Annotated in this window: 17 protein-coding genes; 10 read left to right on the top strand and 7 right to left on the bottom strand. The window is 72.5% G+C overall.

From position 1 onward, the window contains the following. Positions 1 to 72 precede the first annotated feature (72 nt). The 4 genes from AB0D31_RS00595 to AB0D31_RS00580 all read right to left on the bottom strand — a co-directional run bounded on the left by AB0D31_RS00595 (position 73) and on the right by AB0D31_RS00580 (position 6,282). Positions 73 to 3,153 (bottom strand): endo-alpha-N-acetylgalactosaminidase family protein, encoded by a 3,081-nt coding sequence (locus AB0D31_RS00595; protein ID WP_362714940.1) that lies wholly within the window; start codon positions 3,151 to 3,153, stop codon positions 73 to 75. A gap of 423 nt (positions 3,154 to 3,576) precedes the next feature. Then, a complete protein-coding gene (locus AB0D31_RS00590; protein WP_362714937.1) occupies positions 3,577 to 4,719 on the bottom strand; it encodes a histidine kinase in 1,143 nt (380 codons plus the stop codon). A 7-nt stretch (positions 4,720 to 4,726) separates the two neighbouring features. Then, the gene (locus AB0D31_RS00585; protein ID WP_362714934.1) at positions 4,727 to 5,380 is read right to left on the bottom strand and encodes a response regulator transcription factor; all 654 of its coding nucleotides are present in this window, start codon (positions 5,378 to 5,380) and stop codon (positions 4,727 to 4,729) included. 89 nt (positions 5,381 to 5,469) lie between these two features. Continuing rightward, positions 5,470 to 6,282 (bottom strand): serine protease, encoded by an 813-nt coding sequence (locus AB0D31_RS00580; RefSeq protein ID WP_362714931.1) that lies wholly within the window; start codon positions 6,280 to 6,282, stop codon positions 5,470 to 5,472. Positions 6,283 to 6,530: 248 nt separating this feature from the next. On the opposite strand from AB0D31_RS00580, the gene AB0D31_RS00575 reads away from it, so the two are divergent. The 7 genes from AB0D31_RS00575 (at position 6,531) to AB0D31_RS00545 (ending at position 13,221) form a co-directional block, all read left to right on the top strand. Then, positions 6,531 to 7,433 (top strand): hypothetical protein, encoded by a 903-nt coding sequence (locus AB0D31_RS00575; RefSeq protein WP_362714928.1) that lies wholly within the window; start codon positions 6,531 to 6,533, stop codon positions 7,431 to 7,433. A 395-nt stretch (positions 7,434 to 7,828) separates the two neighbouring features. After that, positions 7,829 to 8,980, top strand: a complete 1,152-nt coding sequence (locus AB0D31_RS00570; protein WP_362715239.1) for an extracellular solute-binding protein — start codon at positions 7,829 to 7,831, stop codon at positions 8,978 to 8,980. A gap of 10 nt (positions 8,981 to 8,990) precedes the next feature. Continuing rightward, positions 8,991 to 9,887: an ABC transporter permease subunit gene (locus AB0D31_RS00565; protein WP_362714925.1), complete on the top strand. Its 897-nt coding sequence runs from the start codon at positions 8,991 to 8,993 to the stop codon at positions 9,885 to 9,887. Beyond that, a complete protein-coding gene (locus AB0D31_RS00560; RefSeq protein ID WP_362714922.1) occupies positions 9,875 to 10,762 on the top strand; it encodes an ABC transporter permease subunit in 888 nt (295 codons plus the stop codon). The genes AB0D31_RS00565 and AB0D31_RS00560 overlap by 13 nt, the downstream gene beginning before the upstream one ends. Then, positions 10,762 to 11,814, top strand: a complete 1,053-nt coding sequence (locus tag AB0D31_RS00555; RefSeq protein ID WP_362714919.1) for an ABC transporter ATP-binding protein — start codon at positions 10,762 to 10,764, stop codon at positions 11,812 to 11,814. The genes AB0D31_RS00560 and AB0D31_RS00555 overlap by 1 nt, the downstream gene beginning before the upstream one ends. Then, on the top strand, positions 11,811 to 12,458 hold the full coding sequence (locus AB0D31_RS00550) for an HAD family phosphatase (RefSeq protein WP_362714916.1): 648 nt from the start codon (positions 11,811 to 11,813) through the stop codon (positions 12,456 to 12,458). Before AB0D31_RS00555 ends, AB0D31_RS00550 begins: the two co-directional genes overlap by 4 nt. Positions 12,459 to 12,468: 10 nt before the next feature. Then, positions 12,469 to 13,221: a GntR family transcriptional regulator gene (locus AB0D31_RS00545; protein WP_362714913.1), complete on the top strand. Its 753-nt coding sequence runs from the start codon at positions 12,469 to 12,471 to the stop codon at positions 13,219 to 13,221. Positions 13,222 to 13,336: 115 nt separating this feature from the next. On the opposite strand, the gene AB0D31_RS00540 is transcribed toward AB0D31_RS00545, so the two are convergent. The 3 genes from AB0D31_RS00540 to AB0D31_RS00530 form a co-directional block, all read right to left on the bottom strand. After that, positions 13,337 to 13,759: a ribonuclease gene (locus tag AB0D31_RS00540; RefSeq protein ID WP_362714911.1), complete on the bottom strand. Its 423-nt coding sequence runs from the start codon at positions 13,757 to 13,759 to the stop codon at positions 13,337 to 13,339. A 143-nt stretch (positions 13,760 to 13,902) separates the two neighbouring features. Next, positions 13,903 to 14,817: an SDR family oxidoreductase gene (locus AB0D31_RS00535; protein WP_362714909.1), complete on the bottom strand. Its 915-nt coding sequence runs from the start codon at positions 14,815 to 14,817 to the stop codon at positions 13,903 to 13,905. Continuing rightward, a complete protein-coding gene (locus AB0D31_RS00530; protein WP_362715236.1) occupies positions 14,814 to 15,602 on the bottom strand; it encodes an SDR family oxidoreductase in 789 nt (262 codons plus the stop codon). Before AB0D31_RS00530 ends, AB0D31_RS00535 begins: the two co-directional genes overlap by 4 nt. 55 nt (positions 15,603 to 15,657) lie before the next feature. Between AB0D31_RS00530 and AB0D31_RS00525 the strand changes: the two genes are divergently transcribed. Genes AB0D31_RS00525 through AB0D31_RS00515 form a run of 3 tightly spaced genes read left to right on the top strand, consistent with a single transcriptional unit; the run spans position 15,658 to position 18,037 of the window. Then, positions 15,658 to 16,452, top strand: a complete 795-nt coding sequence (locus tag AB0D31_RS00525; RefSeq protein ID WP_362714907.1) for an enoyl-CoA hydratase family protein — start codon at positions 15,658 to 15,660, stop codon at positions 16,450 to 16,452. After that, positions 16,449 to 17,294, top strand: a complete 846-nt coding sequence (locus tag AB0D31_RS00520) for a CoA-transferase (protein ID WP_362714904.1) — start codon at positions 16,449 to 16,451, stop codon at positions 17,292 to 17,294. Before AB0D31_RS00525 ends, AB0D31_RS00520 begins: the two co-directional genes overlap by 4 nt. Further along, on the top strand, positions 17,291 to 18,037 hold the full coding sequence (locus AB0D31_RS00515; protein WP_362714901.1) for a CoA-transferase: 747 nt from the start codon (positions 17,291 to 17,293) through the stop codon (positions 18,035 to 18,037). Before AB0D31_RS00520 ends, AB0D31_RS00515 begins: the two co-directional genes overlap by 4 nt. The last annotated feature ends 137 nt before the right edge of the window (positions 18,038 to 18,174 follow it).

Below are 18,174 nucleotides of genomic sequence, written 5' to 3'. Positions count from 1 at the left end.
CGAGCGCCTTTCAGGCGCGGACGGGGTCCGGGGCGGAGCCCCAGGGTTGGCTGGGGGTCCGCCCCGGGGCGCCTACAGCTCGCGTACCTCGAACGTGTCCAGGGTGAATTCGGCCACCCCGTCGTCCCCGACCTTCCTCAGGCCGACCCAGGCCACCCCCACCGCCGGCGCGGTGAACTCGTAGCTGAACACCGCCGGCTCCGTCGCGACCGGCAGCGCGACCCGGCTCAGCTCATGCGGTGCCGGCTCGTCGACCCCGGTGATCCACGCGTACTGCCCGGCCTTCTCGTTCTCGTACCGGAAGGACACCCGGTAGCGCCGCCCCGCCACGAAGCGCACGGTGTGGTCGACCGTGCGGTACACCAACCCGTCGTTCTCGCCGCGCGACTTCAGCGACTCCGTACCGTCGACGACGTCGTCGATCACCTTGCCGTTCCAGCCCCGCTGGGTGAACGGGGCGTGCCGCTGCGCGATGTGGGTGCGGGGGTCGGTGGAGCCGCCCGCGTCGCCCTTGACGAAGGGGCCCCAGCCGGACGGCACGCTTTGGAAGTCCTCGTACGCGATCGTGCCGGGCTTGGCGGTCGGCTCGGCCGGTACGACGCGTACGGAGTCGAAGCGGATCCGGGCCGCGCCCGCGCCGGCCCGCAGCGTGAGGGTGACGGGGCCGCCGCCCGCCGGCACCGTGAAGGGGACGGTCATGCGCTGGAAGCGGGTGTCGTGCTTGCGGTCGGCGGCCACGTAGTTGACGGCGGTGGAGGTGTCGGTCCAGTTGGTGGCGGTGACGCCGTCGGCGGTACGGATGTCGAGTGCGGCCAGGCGCCGCTCCCCCGCCTTCTCGCCGACCTCGACCTGCACCGATGCGCGGTACGTGCCGGGTGCGAGGCGGGCGAGGCGCTGGCCGACGGTGGCCGCGTCGCCGCCGGGCAGGACGAGTTCGTAGTCGCCGAGCGGGTTGCGGGCGACCTTCGCGGCGCCGGTCACCTGCCATCCGTGGAGCGTCCCGGAGTTGAATCCGGGATCGTGCACCGGGGTGAACCGGCCCCAGGCCGGGTCGCCTTGGGTGCGGGGCCGGGTGCGGTGGACGACGTAGGGCTGTCCGGGGTCCGCGTCGGGGATCGTCACGCCGCCCGCGCGGACGGGGAGGTCGGCTACGTACACCCGGCCCTGGTCGGTGAGCCGGTGGAGGACCACCGTACGCAGGCCGGACCAGCCGCGCGGCAGACGCCAACTGGTCGTGCCACCGGCCGGGTTGTAGTGGTAGAGCTTCGCCGGGTCGGTGGCGTTGCGGGGCTCCCACGGCAGGAGGTAGGTGCCGGCGTCGTAGACGAGACGGCCGTCGGTGGTGATGCGGCGCGCGCCGGTGGCGTCGCTGACCGAGGTGCCGGCCGGGCCGGCGAAGGTGACCTCGTGCTCGGTCCACCGTTCGATGGGGTGGGCCTGAAGGTACTTCGCGGGCAGCGACTCGGTCCAGATCAGGTCGTAGAACGCCTGCCAGTCCGTCTTGCCGGTCCAGCCCTCGAAGTTGCCCATGTGGGCGTGGCCGAGCAGGGTGGGCCACTTGTTGGCGAAGACGTCCTTCTGGTGGTGCCGGATGAAGCGGATGAGCTGGGAGTTGATGCCGCGCGAGGTGTCGGGGCCGTAATCCGTCTCGTTGGCCCAGTGCGACCACAGGGAGGAGCGCTCCAGGCCGTGGCCCCATTCGGAGGCGACGAGCCAGCCCTGGTCGCGCAGGGCGCGCTGGAGCCGGTCGGAGGTCCAGCCCGATTCGCGGAACACGTCGATGTAGAGGCCGTCGAGTGCGGGGTCGGTGTCGTGGCGCAGGTCGGCGAAGCGCTTGATGATGTCGCCGGAGACCAGGTCGCGGCGCTGGTCGATGCGGTAGGACTGGTCGAGCCAGTCCCACTGCGGGTTGTTCTTGTCGACGAGGGTGTCGGAGAAGGCGTGGGCGACGGGGTAGGACTCGGTGGCGTTGACGTGGACGGCGAAGTCGCTGTTCCACTTCTTGCCTTCACGCACAAGGGAGTTGAGGTCGGTGAGGCCGCCGGCGCGCTTGTTGTAGTTGCCTGCGTAGTCGGGGTGGGCGGAGTCGTGGCCCTCCGACTGGTAACCCTTGAGCAGGGTGTACTGGCGCAGCCCGTCGGTGGCGAGCGAGATGCGCTTGACGTTGTCGAGGGTGGCGAGGAACGGGTTGGTGGCCTGCGAGGCGAAGTTGTAGGGGATGTGCGGGACGACCCGCAGGTGCTGGGCGTCGGCGCCGAGCGGCTCGACCATGATGTCGCGGAACGCGATGGCGGCGTCCTGCCAGTCGACGACGCCGTCGTTGTTGCGGTCGCCGGTGACGATGACGGTGGCGTACGGCAGGGGCTCGGTGGCGCCGGTGGGCGCGGTCGCGGCGCGGTACGTCCACTGGCCCGGGGCGAGCTGTGTCTTGACGTAGCCGTCCCGTCGCAGCGTCTGGCGCCACAGCCGGCCGTTCTCCCAGGTGGCGCCGGGGGTGCCGGCGGGGTTGTCGTAGACGGTGTTGGTCTCGATGGCGCCGCCGAGCGTGTGGTGGGCGAGGACGGCGTAGGCGCAGCCGATGGGCTGGGCGTCGGGGGCGGTCGTGGCGGTGGGCGCGACGAGGGTGTCACCGCTCTTGGCCTTGTCCAACTGGAGCTGGGCGGCGAGGAGTTGGACTCCGGGCTGGTCGCTGCGGACGGACAGCAGGGCGAGGCCGGGGATCTGGAGGGTGCCGACGCGCAGGGCCGGGGTGTCGTCGATGCGGGTGACGCGCCAGTCGACGCGGTGTCCGTCGGCGCGGATCTCGGCGGTGATGCGGGTGCCGCCGTCGAAGGAGAGGGTGTACGTGATGCGGTCGCGGGCCGGGCGCGACGTCACCCGGGGGGTGTGGGGGGTGCCGTCGATGAGCACCTCGGTGACGGTGTCCTCCTGGCCGTGGAGGACGGCGCCGGTGGCGCGGTCGGTGTACGCCACGATGCGGGGGAAGGTGGTGGCGACGCGGACGTCGAGGCCGGCGGAGCGCAGGATTGTCTCCCCGGCGTTCTGGCCGGCGGCGCGTGCCGGTGAGGGGATGCCGAGGGCTGCGCCGGCTCCGGTGAGGGCGGTGACCGCGACGACGGTCCTCCGGTTCGGGCCGTGCTGTTCGGGGTTCACGCGCGCGCTCCTTGTCGTGGGGGCGTTGGGTGCGCACCACGTTGTTCCGCTGGATGCGGGTGTGCCCATGGACAAAGCGGGGGTACGTCTTGGACTAACGGTTCCCCGACCTCGCCTCCCTGGGGCTCCGCCCCACACCCATGACGGGCTGGGGTCGCCTCTGCTGGGCATTCCGCCAAGGCCGACCCACCTGGGGGCGCGGGGAACTGCGCGGGACGCGGGCACGGTCCGCAGACGAGAGCGGGGTTGCTGGGGCTCCGCCCCAGCCCCCGTTCGCGCCTTCAGGGCGCTCGCCCTCAAACCCCCCAAGGCCATAAGGGCCAGGGAGGACCCCCCAGGATGGGCTGAGGTGGCCTCGATCGGCCACACTGCCGAGGTCCGACACCGCCAGGGGCGCGGGGAACTGCGCGATATGGGCCGGGGCTACAGGGGGTGCAAGGGGAGGCGCATGGTCACCTGCCAGCCCCCCTCCCCCGGCCCCGCCGCAAGCTCGCCCCCCATCGCGGACACCCGCTCCGTCAGGCCGGCGAGACCGAAGCCGCCGCCGCGGGCCTGTTCGGTGAGGGGGACGGCGTGCGAGCCGTCGTCCATGACGCGCACGTCGAGGCCGCCCGCAGTGGCGCGAAGAGCGACCCGCACCACCGTCGCGTCCGCCGCGTGCTTGCGCACGTTCGTGAGGGATTCGCGCACCACCCGGTGGGCGAGGGCGGCCGCGTCGCCCGGCAGGCGTTCCTCCAGGCCGGGCTCCACGTGGAGGACGGCCGGGGGCCCCGCCTGGGAGAAGCGGGTGGTGAGTTCGCGGATCTGGGCGATGCCGGCCACCGGCTCGGTCTTCGGGTCACCCTCGCGCAGCACCCGTACCAGACGGCGCATCGCGCCGAGCGCCTCGCTGCCTGCCTCCTCGATGCGTGCGAAGGACTCCGCGGCACGCTCCCCCGAGACGGCGGTGAAGCGGGCGGCCTGCGCCTGCACGACGATGCCGGTGACATGGTGGGCGACCAAATCATGGAGCTCGCGGGCGAGTTCGAGGCGTTCGGCGGTGCGGACGGCCTGGAGGTCGCGGATCCGCTGGCCGGACTGGGCGCGCATGAGCAGCGAGTACGCGCTGACCACGACCGCGAGGACGGCGAAGAGCAGGGTGAACCGGCCGGGGTCGGCGTCGCGCACCGGTACGGCCACGCAGCCGAGGCCGAGGACCGGCCCGAGGAGCGCCGCGGTGCGGGCGGGCGCGTAGAGGAGGACGGAGGAGAGCAGGACCAGGAGCGCGATCGCCTCACCCATACCCCAGACGATCTCGGGCCGGTCGAGGAGGAGCAGGACGGTCGCGGTCCAGGTGAGGGCGGCCGCGGTCCAGGCCCGCGGCACGAGCGGGATCCTCGGCCAGGGCACCGCGCACAGGCAGACCGCGACGCCGGCGCACCACACGATGGCGTGCGGCCGGGTGGGCTGGCGGGCCAGCGCCACACCTTCGTAGGTGACGAGGGCGACGAGGACGGCGGCGAGCAGCGGGCGGGCGGCGGCCGCGGCCCGCGGATGGCGCCGGACCCAGCTGCGTACGGGGCTCATGCGCGGCTCACGCCGCGTTCGCGGCTAGTCCGCTCTCCCAGGCCCAGGCGGCGATCTCCACGCGGTTGCGCGCGCCGAGTTTGCCCTGGACGTTGGCGAGGTGGGTCTTGACGGTGGACAGCGAGACGTACAGCTCGCCGGCGATCTCGGCGTTGGTGGCGCCGCGGGCCAGGCAGCGCACCACGTCGCGTTCGCGTTCGGTGAGCGGCTCGACGGGGGTGCGTACGCCGCCCGCGGGGCGGGCCGATGCCAGTTCCTTCAGGAGGCGCACGGTGATCGCGGGCGAGACGAGCGAGTCCCCGGCGGCCGCGGCGCGTACCGCTTCGACGAGCATTTCGGGGCTCGCGTCCTTGAGGAGGAAGCCGGAGGCGCCGCCGTGCAGGGCGGCGTGGACGTATTCGTCGAGGTCGAAGGTGGTGCAGATGACGATGTGGGGCCGGTCGCGGCCGGCCAGGCGACGGGTGACCTCCAGTCCGTCCAGGCCGGGCATGCGGATGTCGAGGAGCAGTACGTCGGGCTGGAGGCGCTCGACGGCTTCGAGGGCGGCGTTCCCGTCGACGACGTCGGCGACGACCTCGATGTCGTCCCTGCTCTCCAGGATCATGCGGAAGCCGGTCCTGACCATTTCCTGGTCGTCCGCGATGACCACTCTGATCGACATGCCCCTATCTGAGCAGGTTTGGCCGGGCGTTCGCAAACGCGCGGCGCCCGGCCGGGCCGGGGCGCGGGCCCCGGGTGAGATGTGGGGCGCTACAGCGTCGCGGCGGCCTGGGCTATGGCGGAGGCGAAGGTCGAGACCTCGGAGTAGACGCCGGGGTAGCCGGGCTCGGCGCATCCGTTGCCCCAGCTGACGATGCCGACCTGGATCCAGGCGCCCGCGTCGTCCTTGCGGAACATGGGGCCGCCGGAGTCACCCTGGCAGGTGTCGACGCCGCCCTGGGCGACATAGCCGGCGCAGATCTCGTCGCTCGGGACGAGGTCGCTGCCGTATGCCTGCTGGCACTGGGCGTCGGAGACGAAGGGGACGGTCGCCTTGTAGAGGTAGCGCTGCTGGCCGCCGCCCTCACTGCGAGCACCCCAGCCGGCGATGGTGAAGATGCCGCTGTTGTACGCGGTGGTGGTGGCGATCTTGAGGGTGGGCTGGTTGATGGGCTTGGCGAGCTTGATCAGCGCCCAGTCCTTGCCCTTGCCGTTGTAGCCGGGGGCCTGGAGCACCTTGGTGGACTTGACCTTGACCGCGCTGGAGCTCTGCAGGTCGACGACGCCGCCGGTGGCGGTGATCGAGGTGTTGGTGCCGCTGCCGTCGACGCAGTGGGCGGCGGTCAGGACGATCTGCTGGGTGTAGAGCGCGCCGCCGCACCCCATGGAGAGCCGGACCATGAACGGGAACTCGCCCTGCGCGGCCCGGGTGCCGCCGACCACCGGCTGCGGCGAGGCCGACGGGCCGAGCGGGGCGACGGGGGAGGGCGAGGCGAAGGCGTCGGTGGCGGGCAGGCTGACCGCGGCGGCGAGGACGGCCGTGACGGCCAGGCATCTGCGCAGCGCTCGCATGATCTTCTTCAACTGACTGCCTCTCGTGGGGGGTTGGCTGTCGGTCCACACGGACGAGCGCGCTGACGGGATCACGGAGCTGGTTCTGTCATGGGCGCGTCAATGCGTTGCGGGGATTATGGGGAGGCTCCCCCGCCCCTCACAAGGGCCACTTTCCGGCCAGAGCGGGGGCGGACTCGGTGGCGGCCGGCGAGGGTCCGGCGGCGGCCCGGCGCGCTTACAGTGGAAGCCGGTCCGCGGTTCGGAACGGGGGTGACTGCGTGGGCGCGTCGAGCCCGGTCGTGCACGGCTATCCGCATCTCGCCACGGTGCGCGCGGCCATCACCGCGCTGCACAAGCGGCTGTCCTACGAGGGGCTCCAGGCGTACGCGGTCAGCGTGGCCCCCGCGGATGTCGCCTTCGCCGACCACGACGACCTGCACCTGGGCGCCCAGCGGGTGGCCCGCGCGCTGGTGCAGCATCTGCGCCTTCCCGAGGCCCGGATGATCGTGGGCTTCCGCGAGATGCAGCACGCCGCGAACGTCGAACTGGCCGCGGGGCCGGAGTACTTCATCGAGCTGAACGACCGCTTCCGTACCCACCGCAGGGACATCGGGGCGGCGCTCGCGCACGAGATCACCCATGTGCTGCTGCACCGCCTGGACCTGACGTTCCCCGGAACGCGCGACAACGAGATCCTCACCGACACGGCGACGACGTACCTGGGTGCGGGCTGGCTGCTGCTCGACGCGTTCCGTGAGGACGGGGTCTCCAGCCAGAAGCTGGGCTATCTCACGCCGGAGGAGTTCGGGTACGTCCTGGCCAAGCGGGCCGCGCTGTTCGGCGAGGATGCCTCGCCCTGGTTCACCAGCCCGCAGGCGTACCCCGCGTACACGGCGGGCGCGGGTCTCGCGGGGCGGGACACGCGGCAGCCCCCGCTGGCGGCGGCGGGGTGGGCGGGGCGGCGCCGCTACGCGAAGGACCGCCGGTACGCCCAGGAGCACGGCACCGCCCCGGCCGCGCCCGGCTCCCCCACCCCCCTCTACTCCTTCGAGCCCGGCCCCGCCGGATTGCGGGTGTCCTTCCCCTGCCCGACCTGCTGCCAGCGGATCCGGGTGGGGGTGCGGGGACAGGTCCGGGTGCGGTGCGGGGTGTGCGGGGCGGTCCTCGACTGCGACACGTAGGCCCGTGGGGGGGCGGGCTGTACGGCCATCCCGCGCAGTTTTCCGCGCCCCTGGAACCCGCTTTCGTCCGCAGACCGTGCCCACGTCCCGCGCAGTTCCCCGCGCCCCTGACTACTCGGTGCGGGCCCGCATGGGCAGCCTCAGCCCGTCCGGCGAAGAGCGCCCTTCAGGCGCGAACGGGGTCCGGGGCGGAGCCCCAGGGAGCTGCACCCTCAAGTAGCCGCACGGGCGGGCAGGTGGAAAGGGATGGCTCGAATGCGCTGACCGGATCCGTACGGCAACCGCATCGCCCCGGCTGCCCGCCGTTCACCGGTCCGACACCCACCCCCTCCGTAATGGAGTTGTCTGTACAACAGTTGTCCGTACAACTTGGAGCCCCCGTGATCGCCCCACGCATGCGCACCGCCGCCCTCGCCATCACCCTGGCCACCTCCGCGTTCGCCCTCGCCGCCTGCGGCGCCAAGTCCGACGCCTCCACCAGCGCGGCCGACGGCGGCAAGGGCGGCAAGAGCCCCGCGGCCGCCACCTCCGCGAAGGACGCCGGCGGCATGGACGCGCTGATCGCCGCCGCCAAGAAGGAGGGCGCGCTCAACGCGATAGCCATCCCGCGCGACTGGGCGAACTACGGCGCCCTCATCGACGGCTTCACGAAGAAGTACGGCATCAAGGTCGCCGTCGACAACCCCGACGGCTCCAGCGCCGACGAGATCAACGCGGTCAAGACCCGCAAGGGCCAGGACCGCGCCCCCGACGTCCTCGACCTCGGCTCCTCCTTCGCGCAGTCCGCGGGCGACCAGGGCCTGACCGCCCCGTACAAGGTCGAGGGCTTCGACAAGATCCCCGCGGCGCAGAAGGACGCTCAGGGCCGCTGGTTCAACGACTACGGCGGCTACGTCTCCATCGGCTGCGACGCGGGGCGTGTCAAGGTGTGCCCGACGACCTTCGCCGATCTCCTCAAGCCCGAGTACAAGGGCCAGGTCGCGCTCAACGGCAACCCCACCAAGTCCGGTTCGGCCTTCGCCGGGGTGTACGCGGCGTCCCTCGCCAACGGCGGTTCGCTCGACGACATCCAGCCCGGTCTCGACTTCTTCGCCAAGCTGAAGAAGGCCGGCAACTACAACCCGGTGGAGTCGACCCCGGCCACGGTCGAGAAGGGTGAGACCCCGATCTCGATCGACTGGGACTACCTGAACGCCGGCTACGCCGACCAGTTCAAGGGCAAGGGCCTCGACTGGAAGACCGCGGTCCCCTCCGACGGCGTCTACGCCCAGTACTACTCGCAGGCCGTCAACAAGGACGCCCCGCACCCGGCGGCCGCCCGCCTGTGGCAGGAGTACCTGTACTCCGCCGAGGGCCAGAACCTGTGGCTGAAGGGGTACGCCCGTCCGGCGCTCATGCCGGCCATGGACAAGGACGGCACGCTCGACAAGGCCGCCGCCGGCAAGCTGCCGCAGGTCGCCGGCACCCCCACCTTCCCCACCGAGGCGCAGAACACCAAGGCCAAGACGGTTCTGGCCAATGGCTGGGCCAAGGCGATCTCGGGCTGATCACACCGTCATGACTGTCGCCACCACCACCTCAACACCCGTCGCAGCAGCGGCAGTTGAGCGGCCGAAGGAACGCCGGGGCCGCAGCCGCCCCGGCGCCTGGCTCGCCGCCGTCCCGCTGCTCGCCTTCGTCGCGCTCGCCTTCGGCCTGCCGGCCCTCGCCATGCTGAACGGCGCGCTGTCCGTCGACGGCTCGTACGGCCTGGGCAACATGAGGCAGTCCGTGCACGGCGCGTACTGGACCGCGCTGCTCGGCAGCGTGAAGCTGTCCGCCACCACCGCCGCCATCGCGGCCGTGCTCGGCCTGCTGCTCGCGCAAGCCGTCGTCACCTCGCGCGGCAAGGCGCTGCGCGAGGCCGTGCTCACCGCGTCGGGGGTACTCGCCAACTTCGGCGGTGTCCCGCTCGCGTTCGCCTTCGTCGCCACCCTCGGCAACGCGGGCGTCCTCACCACCGAACTGGGCCTCGCCGATCACGGCTGGAGCCTCTACAGCTTCTGGGGCCTGGCCCTGACCTATCTGTACTTCCTCGTTCCGCTGATGGTGCTCACCGTGGCGCCGGCCCTGGACGGGCTGCGCCCACAGTGGCGCGAGGCGGCCCAGAACAGCGGGGCGAGCGTCTGGCAGTACTGGCGTCACGTCGGGATCCCGGTGCTGCTTCCCACCCTGCTCGGCGGCTTCGTGCTGCTCTTCGGCAGCGCGTTCGCCGCGTACGCGACGGCCGCCTCGATGGTGGGGAGTTCGGTGCCGCTCGTCACCCTGCAGATCGCGGACGCGCTCTCCGGCAACGTCCTGGTCGGCCAGGAGAACGTGGCGCTCGCGCTCAGCCTCGACATGGTGATCGTCGCCCTCCTGGTGATGGCCGTGCATCTGCCGCTTCAGCGAAGGAGCGCCCGATGGCTCGCCTGACGCATCCGCTGCGCCCCTGGCGCGGCGCGGTCCTGCTCGTCGCCGGCGCCTATTTCGCGGTGCCGCTGCTCGCCTCGCTCGTGTTCACGGTGGATGTGCCGGGGCAGGGCTTCACCCTGGACTCGTACACGCAGATCTTCGGCGCCGACGGGTTCACCGGGGCCCTCCTCCGGTCGATGGGCCTGGCCCTGGCGACGGTGGCGCTCGCCCTGCTCCTGACGGTGCCGGCCGCGCTCGCGGTACGGCTGTCCGGTTCGGGACGGCTGCGGGCGGTCCTCGAAGTGGTGTGCACACTGCCGCTGGTGGTGCCGCCGGTCGCGCTCGTCGCGGGGTTGGGCACGGTCCTCAAGTGGGGCCCCGACCATCTGGAGACGACCCCGCTGTACCAGACGTTCGTCGCGATCCAGAACCCGTCGTTCCCGCTGGTCCTGGTCTTCGCGTATGTCGTGATGGCGCTGCCGTTCGTGTACCGCTCCCTCGACGCGGGGCTGCGGGCCGTCGATGTGCGCACCCTGGTGGAGGCGGCCCGCGATCTCGGCGCGTCCTGGCCGCGGGCGCTGTTCGCGGTCGTCCTGCCCAATCTGCGCACCGCGCTGCTCAACGCCTCGTTCCTGGCGCTCGCCCTGGTGCTCGGCGAGTTCACGGTGGCCTCGCTGCTCGGGTTCCAGCCGTTCGCGGTGTGGATCGTGCAGGCATCCGGCGCCAACGCCCAGCTGTCGGTGGCGGTTTCGCTGCTCAGTCTGCTGCTCACCTGGGGGCTGCTGCTCGTGGTGACCGGCCTCGCCCGCACCCGCGGGAGCCGCGGCAACCGCGGCGGCGGTTCGGCTCGCGGCAGTGGTATGACGCGTACGTTTCGTAAGAAGGAAGCCGTCTGATGACGACCATCGCACCGCCGCGCACCGGCACCGCCCTCACCATCCGGGGCCTGCGCCGCACCTTCGGGTCCGCCGTGGCCCTCGACGGGCTCGACCTCGACGTCGCGCCGGGTGAACTCCTGGCGCTGCTGGGCCCGTCGGGCTGCGGCAAGACCACCGCCCTGCGGGTCCTCGCGGGGTTCGAGCGGCCCGATGCGGGCGAGGTGCTGCTCGACGGCGAGGACATCGTGCCGGTGCCGGCCAACCGGCGCGACACCGGAATGGTCTTCCAGTCCTACAGCCTCTTCCCGCATCTCAACGCGGCCGACAACGTGGCGTTCGGCATGCGGATGCGCAAGGTCGCCGCGCCCCAACGCCGGGCTCGCGCGGCGGAGTTGATGGAACTGGTGGGCCTGCCCGAGCATGGCGGCCGGTTCCCGCACCAGCTCTCCGGCGGCCAGCAGCAGCGCGTCGCGCTCGCCCGCGCGCTGGCCCTCCAGCCGAGGCTGCTGCTCCTGGACGAGCCGCTTTCCGCCCTCGACGCCAAGGTCCGCGTGCAGCTGCGTGAGGAGATCCGCCGCCTCCAGCTGGAGCTCGGCATCACCACCGTCTTCGTCACCCACGACCAGGAGGAGGCCCTCTCCATGGCCGACAAGGTCGCGGTGATGCGCGGCGGACGGCTCGAACAGTGCGCGGCCCCGGCCGAGTTGTACGACCGTCCGGCGACCGCGTTCGTGGCGTCGTTCGTGGGGACGATGAACCGCGTGCCCGGCACGATCGCCTCCGACGGTCTCGCCGAGGTGCTCGGAGTGCGCCTGCCGGTCGACGGACCGGCCGAGGGCTCGGTGTTCCTCCTGCGGCCGGAGGCTCTGGAGGTGACGGAGGGCGGGCCCGACACGGTGACGGCCTCGGCCTTCCACGGCGCCAGCACCCGGCTGAGCGTGCGTCTCGCGGACGGCACCGAGGTCAAGGCCGACCTGCCCTCGCACGCCGCGGGGTCGTTCGGCGCGGGCGCGAGTGTCACCGTGCGCCCGCAGCCGCGCCCCGTACTCGCGGCCGGTGAGGCGGCGTGAGCGGGCTGCGGGCGGTCCTGTTCGACATGGACGGCACCCTCGTCGACACCGAGGAGGCGTGGGTGGAGGTGGTGGAGCAGGTCGCGGCCCGCCACGGGCACCCGCTGGTGGGTGACGAGCGCCGCTCGGTGTACGGCCGCTCGGTGCAGGACACCGCATCACTGCTGTACGTGTCGCTCGGCGCCCCGCGTGAGGAGGTGGCGGCGGAGCTGGGCGCCGGCTTCACGGCGCGCCTCGCGGACGGCGCCGAGCCGCGCCCCGGCGCGCTGCAACTGCTGCGCGCGCTGCGGGAGTCGGGGGTGCCGACCGCTCTGGTGTCGGCGTCGCCGCGCGCGATCGTGCACAGGGTGGCGACATCGCTCGACGGCCACCGCTTCGACGCCGTGTACGGGGCCGAGGACACCGCGCGCACCAAGCCGGCGCCCGATCCGTATCTGGCGGCGGCCGCGGCGCTCGGCGCGGACCCGGCGCGCTGTGTCGCGGTCGAGGACACCGCGACGGGTGTGGCGTCGGCGGAGGCGGCGGGCTGTGTGGTGCTCGCGGTGCCGTCGGTGGAGCCCATCGCGCCCGCCGAGGGCCGCACAGTGGTGGCTAGTCTGGAGGAGGCGGACCTGACCATGCTCCGCTCGCTGATCGGCAGTTGAGGGGGCCGGGGTGTCCAGCAAGTCGCCGCTCTACCGGAAAGTGGCCGGGGATCTGCGGACCGCGATAGCGGCGGGTGAGTACGGCTCGGGTGCGCGGCTGCCCGCCGAGGACCAACTCGCCCGTCGCTACGGCGTGTCCCGGGGCACGGTCCGCCAGGCTCTGGCGTCGTTGCGCGCGGACGGCCTGGTGACGTCGCGGCGCGGCGCCCGCCGGGTGGTGCTCGGCGGCGCGGCCCGGTTGCAGAGCTTCTCGGAGCTGCGCTCCTTCGCCCGTTGGGCCCGCTCACTCGGCGAGGAGCCGGGGGGCCGCACGGTGGCGGTGGAACCGGCCGAGGCCACGGAGGAGGAGGCCCACCATCTCCAACTGCCCTGCGGGAGCGCCGTGTTCCGGGTCCGTCGCGTACGCACCTTGTCGGGCGCGCCGGTGATGGTGGAACGCTCGACGTACCCGGTGCGGGTCGGGCGTCTGGTGGCCGCCATGGCGGTCGACGAGGTGTCGCACTCGCGCCAATTGGAGCTGCACGGCGTCCTGTTCACGGACGCGCAGCACACCATCGACGTGGGTCACGCGGACGCGGACGACGCGGCGCTGCTCGGCTGCCGGCCCGGCGACGCGCTCCTGCGGGAACGCCGCCGCTCCACCGACCCGGCGGGCACCCCGGTGGAGTGGTCCGAGGACCGCTATCTGCCGGGCACGGTGGCGTTCACGGTGCACAACTCGACGGCGGGCGGCGCGCTGGGCCGGCGGTTGGGCGAGGAGTGAGCCATCGGTCCCGGCCGCGCGGCCGGGTCCGCGTGAAGGTCCGCCCCACCCCGCAGGGCGGGGCGGGGCGGACCTGGTCGTGGGGTCGTCGGCACGCCCCGCGGGAACTGCCGGTTCAGCAGACGAAGTCGACCAGGCGGAACGTGACGTAGTGGTCGGCGGTGTAGTAGTCCTCCTGGGACCGCTCGCCCGTGATGATCCGGCGGGTGCCGCGCGTCGGCGCGCCCGGGGTGATCACCGTGTACTCGTGGTAGTAGGCGCTGCTCTGCTTCGGCAGGACACCCTCGCGGTTCTGAAAGACGACGCCGTCCTGGGAGTACGGGAACGGGCCGCCCCGGGCGATGAGGTCGAGGGTGTCGTGGGCCTGGGAGGGCAGCGCCGAATAGCAGACGCTGCCGACCGACTTGATGGACGCGGAGGCGGTGGTGAGGTGGGCCGTGGGGGTGGCCGATGCGGTGGCGGCGGTGGGGCCTGCGAGGAGAGCGGCGGCCACGGCGAGGGCGCCGCTGATGGCTTTGAAGCGTGGGGGGATGCTCATGCGCACCATGATGACGCGCGTAGAGTGGCGGCCGTCAACGCCAACTCGGTTGATTTTTCTACCTGTTAACCCGGCCCGCCCTCTGTGTAATGGAAGGGCCACGGCGGGTTAAGCCGTACGCAACCCGGGAACGCCGGGCTCCCCTACCGTGACCCGTACACCACCCCCGGAGCCTCGGCCTGCGCGAGGAGTTTCAGGGCTGCCTCTCCCGCCTCGCGCGGCGTCCAGCGGGCGCCCTTGTCGCTGGTCGGGCCGGGCCGCCAGCCTTCCATGACGGTGATGCGGCCCGCCTCCGCCTCGAAGACCCGGCCGGTGACGCCCTCGCTCGCGGCCGAACCCAGCCACACCACCAGGGGCGAGACGTTCTCGGGGGCCATCGCGTCGAAGGCGCCCGCGTCCTTGGGCGCGGCCATCGCCTCCGCGAAGGTTCCCTCGGTCATCCGGGTGCGGGCCGCCGGGGCGATCGCGTTGACCTGGACGCCGTACCGGCCCATTTCGGCCGCCGCCACCAGGGTCAGGCCCACGATGCCGGCCTTCGCGGCGCTGTAGTTGCCCTGCCCGACCGAGCCCAACAGGCCCGCTCCGGAGCCGGTGTTGACGACGCGCGCGGCGATCTCGCGGCCCGCCTTGGCCTCGGCGCGCCAGTGCGCTGCGGCGTGCCGCAGGGGCAGGAAGTGGCCCTTGAGGTGGACCCGCATGACGGCGTCCCAGTCGTCCTCGTCCAGGTTGACCAGTGTCCGGTCGCGCAGGAACCCCGCGTTGTTGACCAGGGTGTGCAGCGCGCCGAACGCGTCGAGGGCGGTAGCGATCAGCGAGGCGGCGCCCTGGGTCGTGGCGATGTCGCCGCCGTGTGCCACCGCCTCGCCGCCGGCCGCGCGGATCTCCTCCACCACCTCCTGGGCCGGGCCGCGCGAGGATCCCGCCCCGTCGGGGCCCACGCCCAGGTCGTTGACGACGACCCGCGCGCCCTGTTCGGCGAAGGCCAGCGCGTGGGCGCGCCCGAGCCCCCGTCCCGCGCCGGTCACGAGCACGACCCGCCCTTCGCACAATCCGTTCATCTTCCGTCTCCTTCGGGCTTGTTGGCACGTCGGTCGACCGTTGCCGCATCCAGGAACGCGGGGCGTTCGCCGCCGCCGTGGACGAGGAGGGACGCGCCGCTGATGTAGGACGCGTTCGCGGAGGCGAGGAAGACGGCGGCCGCCCCGATCTCCCCGGGCTCGGCGAGCCGGCCGAGCGGCACGGTCTCCCCGACCCGCGCGACGCCTTCCGCGTCGCCGTAGTGCAGGTCGCTCAGTTCGGTGCGGACCATGCCGAGGACCAGCGTGTTGACGCGCATTTCGGGTGCCCACTCGACCGCCATCGAGCGGGCGAGGCTCTCCAGGCCCGCCTTCGCGGCGCCGTACGCGGCCGTCCCCGGCGAGGGCCGCACCCCGCTGACGCTCCCGATCATCACGACCGACCCGTGTGCGTCCCGCAGGTACGGACGGGCCGCGAGGGAGGCCCGCAGGGGGGCCGCCAGGTTCAGCTCGACGACCCGTTCGTGGCGCTCCGCCTCGCCCTCGCCCAGCAGCCGGTAGGGGGTGCCGCCCGCGTTGTTGACCAGGACGTCAAGATGCCCGTAGTCGGCGGCGACCTCCGCGAAGAAGTTCCGTACGGCGTCGGGTTCGCGCAGGTCGAGGGGGCGGAACGCGGCGGTGCGGCCGTCGCGTTCGACCGGCTGGTCGGGCGGTCTGCGGGCGCACACGACGACGTCGGCGCCCGCCCCGAGGAACGCCTTCGCGATCCCCGCGCCCACGCCCCGGGTGCCACCGGTGACGACGACTGCCTTCCCGGTCAGCTCCATCCGCGCTACCTTCCTCACCTAACAAATGTTTGGTGGAAAGGTAGCTGATCCGCCCATGGGTGTCTCCACCTCAAGCCCCGCCGACGGGATCTGCCTCGTCACGGTCGACTTCCCGCCCGTCAACGCCCTGCCCGTCAAAGGCTGGTACGAGCTCGCCGACGCGGTGCGCGCCGCCGGTCGCGAACCCGGGACCCGCTGCGTGGTGCTCGCCGCCGAGGGCCGCGGCTTCAACGCGGGCGTCGACATCAAGGAGATGCAGCGCGACCCCGGCCACACGTCCCTCATCGGCGCGAACCGCGGCTGCTACGAGGCGTTCGCCGCGGTGTACGAGTGCGAGGTGCCGGTGGTGGCGGCGGTCGGCGGGTTCTGCCTCGGGGGCGGGATCGGCCTGGCCGGCAACGCGGACGCGATCGTGGCGAGCGAGGACGCCGTCTTCGGCCTGCCCGAACTCGACCGGGGCGCGCTGGGCGCCGCCACCCACCTGGCCCGCCTGGTCCCCCAGCACCTCATGCGCGCCCTCTACTACACCTCGCGCACCGCGACCGCCGCCGAGCTGCACGCCCACGGCTCGGTGTGGAAGGTCGTTCCGCGGGACCAACTGCTGTGCGCGGCCATGGAGTTGGCGCAGGAGATCGCCCGTAAAAACGGCACGCTGATCCGGCTCGCCAAGGCCGCCATCAACGGCATCGACCCCGTCGACGTACGCCGCAGCTACCGCTTCGAGCAGGGCTTCACCTTCGAGGCGGCCCTCAGCGGCGTCGCGGACCGCGTGCGCGACACGTTCGGGACGCCGCCGGGGGCCGCCGCGGCGGAAACCGACAGGACGTCCAGCGAGGAGGGACAGCGGTGACCGACAAGACCATGACGCCCGAGGACGTCGTCGCGCGCCTGAGCAGCGGCATGACCCTCGGCATCGGCGGCTGGGGCGCGCGCCGCAAACCCATGGCCCTGGTGCGGGCCCTGCTGCGCTCCCCCGTCACCGACCTCACGGTGATCTCGTACGGCGGCCCCGATGTGGGCCTGCTCGCCGCCGCAGGCCGGATCCGCAAGCTGGTCGCGCCCTTCGTCACCCTCGATTCGGTCCCCCTTGAGCCGCACTTCCGCGCGGCCCGCCAGGCGGCCGCGTTCGAGCTGATGGAGATCGACGAGGCGATGTTCATGTGGGGCCTGCACGCCGCCGCGAACCGGCTGCCGTTCCTGCCGGTCCGTGCCGGCATCGGCTCGGACGTGATGCGGGTCAACCCGGCACTGCGTACGGTCACTTCACCGTACGAGGACGGCGAGACGTTCGTCGCGATGCCGGCCCTGCGCATGGACGCGGCGCTCGTCCACCTCAACCGCGCCGACCGGCTCGGCAACGGCCAGTACCTCGGCCCCGACCCGTACTTCGACGACCTGTTCTGCGAGGCCGCCGACAGCGCGTACCTCTCGTGCGAGCGGATCGCGGACGGCTTCGAGGGCGCCGTGCCGCAGTCCCTGCTCGTCGGACGGCACACGGTCACCGGCGTCGTGGAGTGCCCGGGCGGCGCCCACTTCACCTCCTGCGCCCCCGACTACGGCCGGGACGAGCCCTTCCAGAAGCTGTACGCGACCACCCCCTGGGCCGAGTTCGCCGCACGCTTCCTGGCCGGCCCCGACGAGAAGTCCTACCAGTCGGCGGTGGAGAACTGGCACGACGAGGAGCGGCCATGACGATCAGCGCCGCGCGGGTGACGCGCGCCGAGTACTGCGTGATCGCCTGCGCCGAGGCCTGGCGCGACAACGGGGAGGTCCTCGCGAGTCCCATGGGCCTGATCCCCTCGATCGGCGCCCGCCTCGCCCGGCGCACCTTCTCGCCCGACCTGCTGCTCACCGACGGCGAGGCGATGCTCGTCGGGCTCGACGGCGAACCCGAGGGGTGGTTGCCCTACCGCCGGCATCTGACCATGGTGACCGGTGGCCGGCGGCACGTCATGATGGGCGCGAGCCAGATCGACCGGTTCGGCAACCAGAACATCTCCTGCATCGGCGACTGGTCCCGGCCGGCCCGCCAGCTCCTCGGGGTGCGCGGCGCGCCCGTCAACACCCTGAACAATCCGGTGAGTTACTGGGTGCCGAAGCACTCGACCCGGGTCTTCGTGCCGAAGGTCGACATGGTCTGCGGCGTCGGCTACGACAGCGCGGCGGCCGCCGGCCCCTCGGCGACCCGCTTCCACCGCATCCCCCGCGTGGTGAGCGATCTCGGCGTCTTCGACTTCGCGACACCGGACCACGCCATGCGGCTGGTGTCGCTGCATCCCGGGGTCACGGTCGAGGAGGTGCGCGGGGCGACGGCGTTCGAGCTGTACGGCCTCGACGAACCGATGTGCACCCGCGAGCCCACCGCCGACGAGCTGCGCCTGATCCGCGAGGTCATCGACCCGGACGGGTTGCGCGAACGCGAGGTCAGGCCGTGACGCCCGACCCCGCGGGGCCCGACGCCGGGCAGCACGCAGAGCCCGCCGGTGTCGGCCCCCGTAGAGGGATGGAGCCACCTGTCGAGCCAGGCATCGAGCCACGTATCGAGCCATGCAATGAGGCGGTTATCAAGCTA

This window comes from Streptomyces sp. NPDC048361 (assembly GCF_040651795.1).
GTDB lineage: Bacteria > Actinomycetota > Actinomycetes > Streptomycetales > Streptomycetaceae > Streptomyces.
Note: the sequence above shows the minus strand (reverse complement) of the source record. Positions and strands in the feature narration are given on the sequence as shown.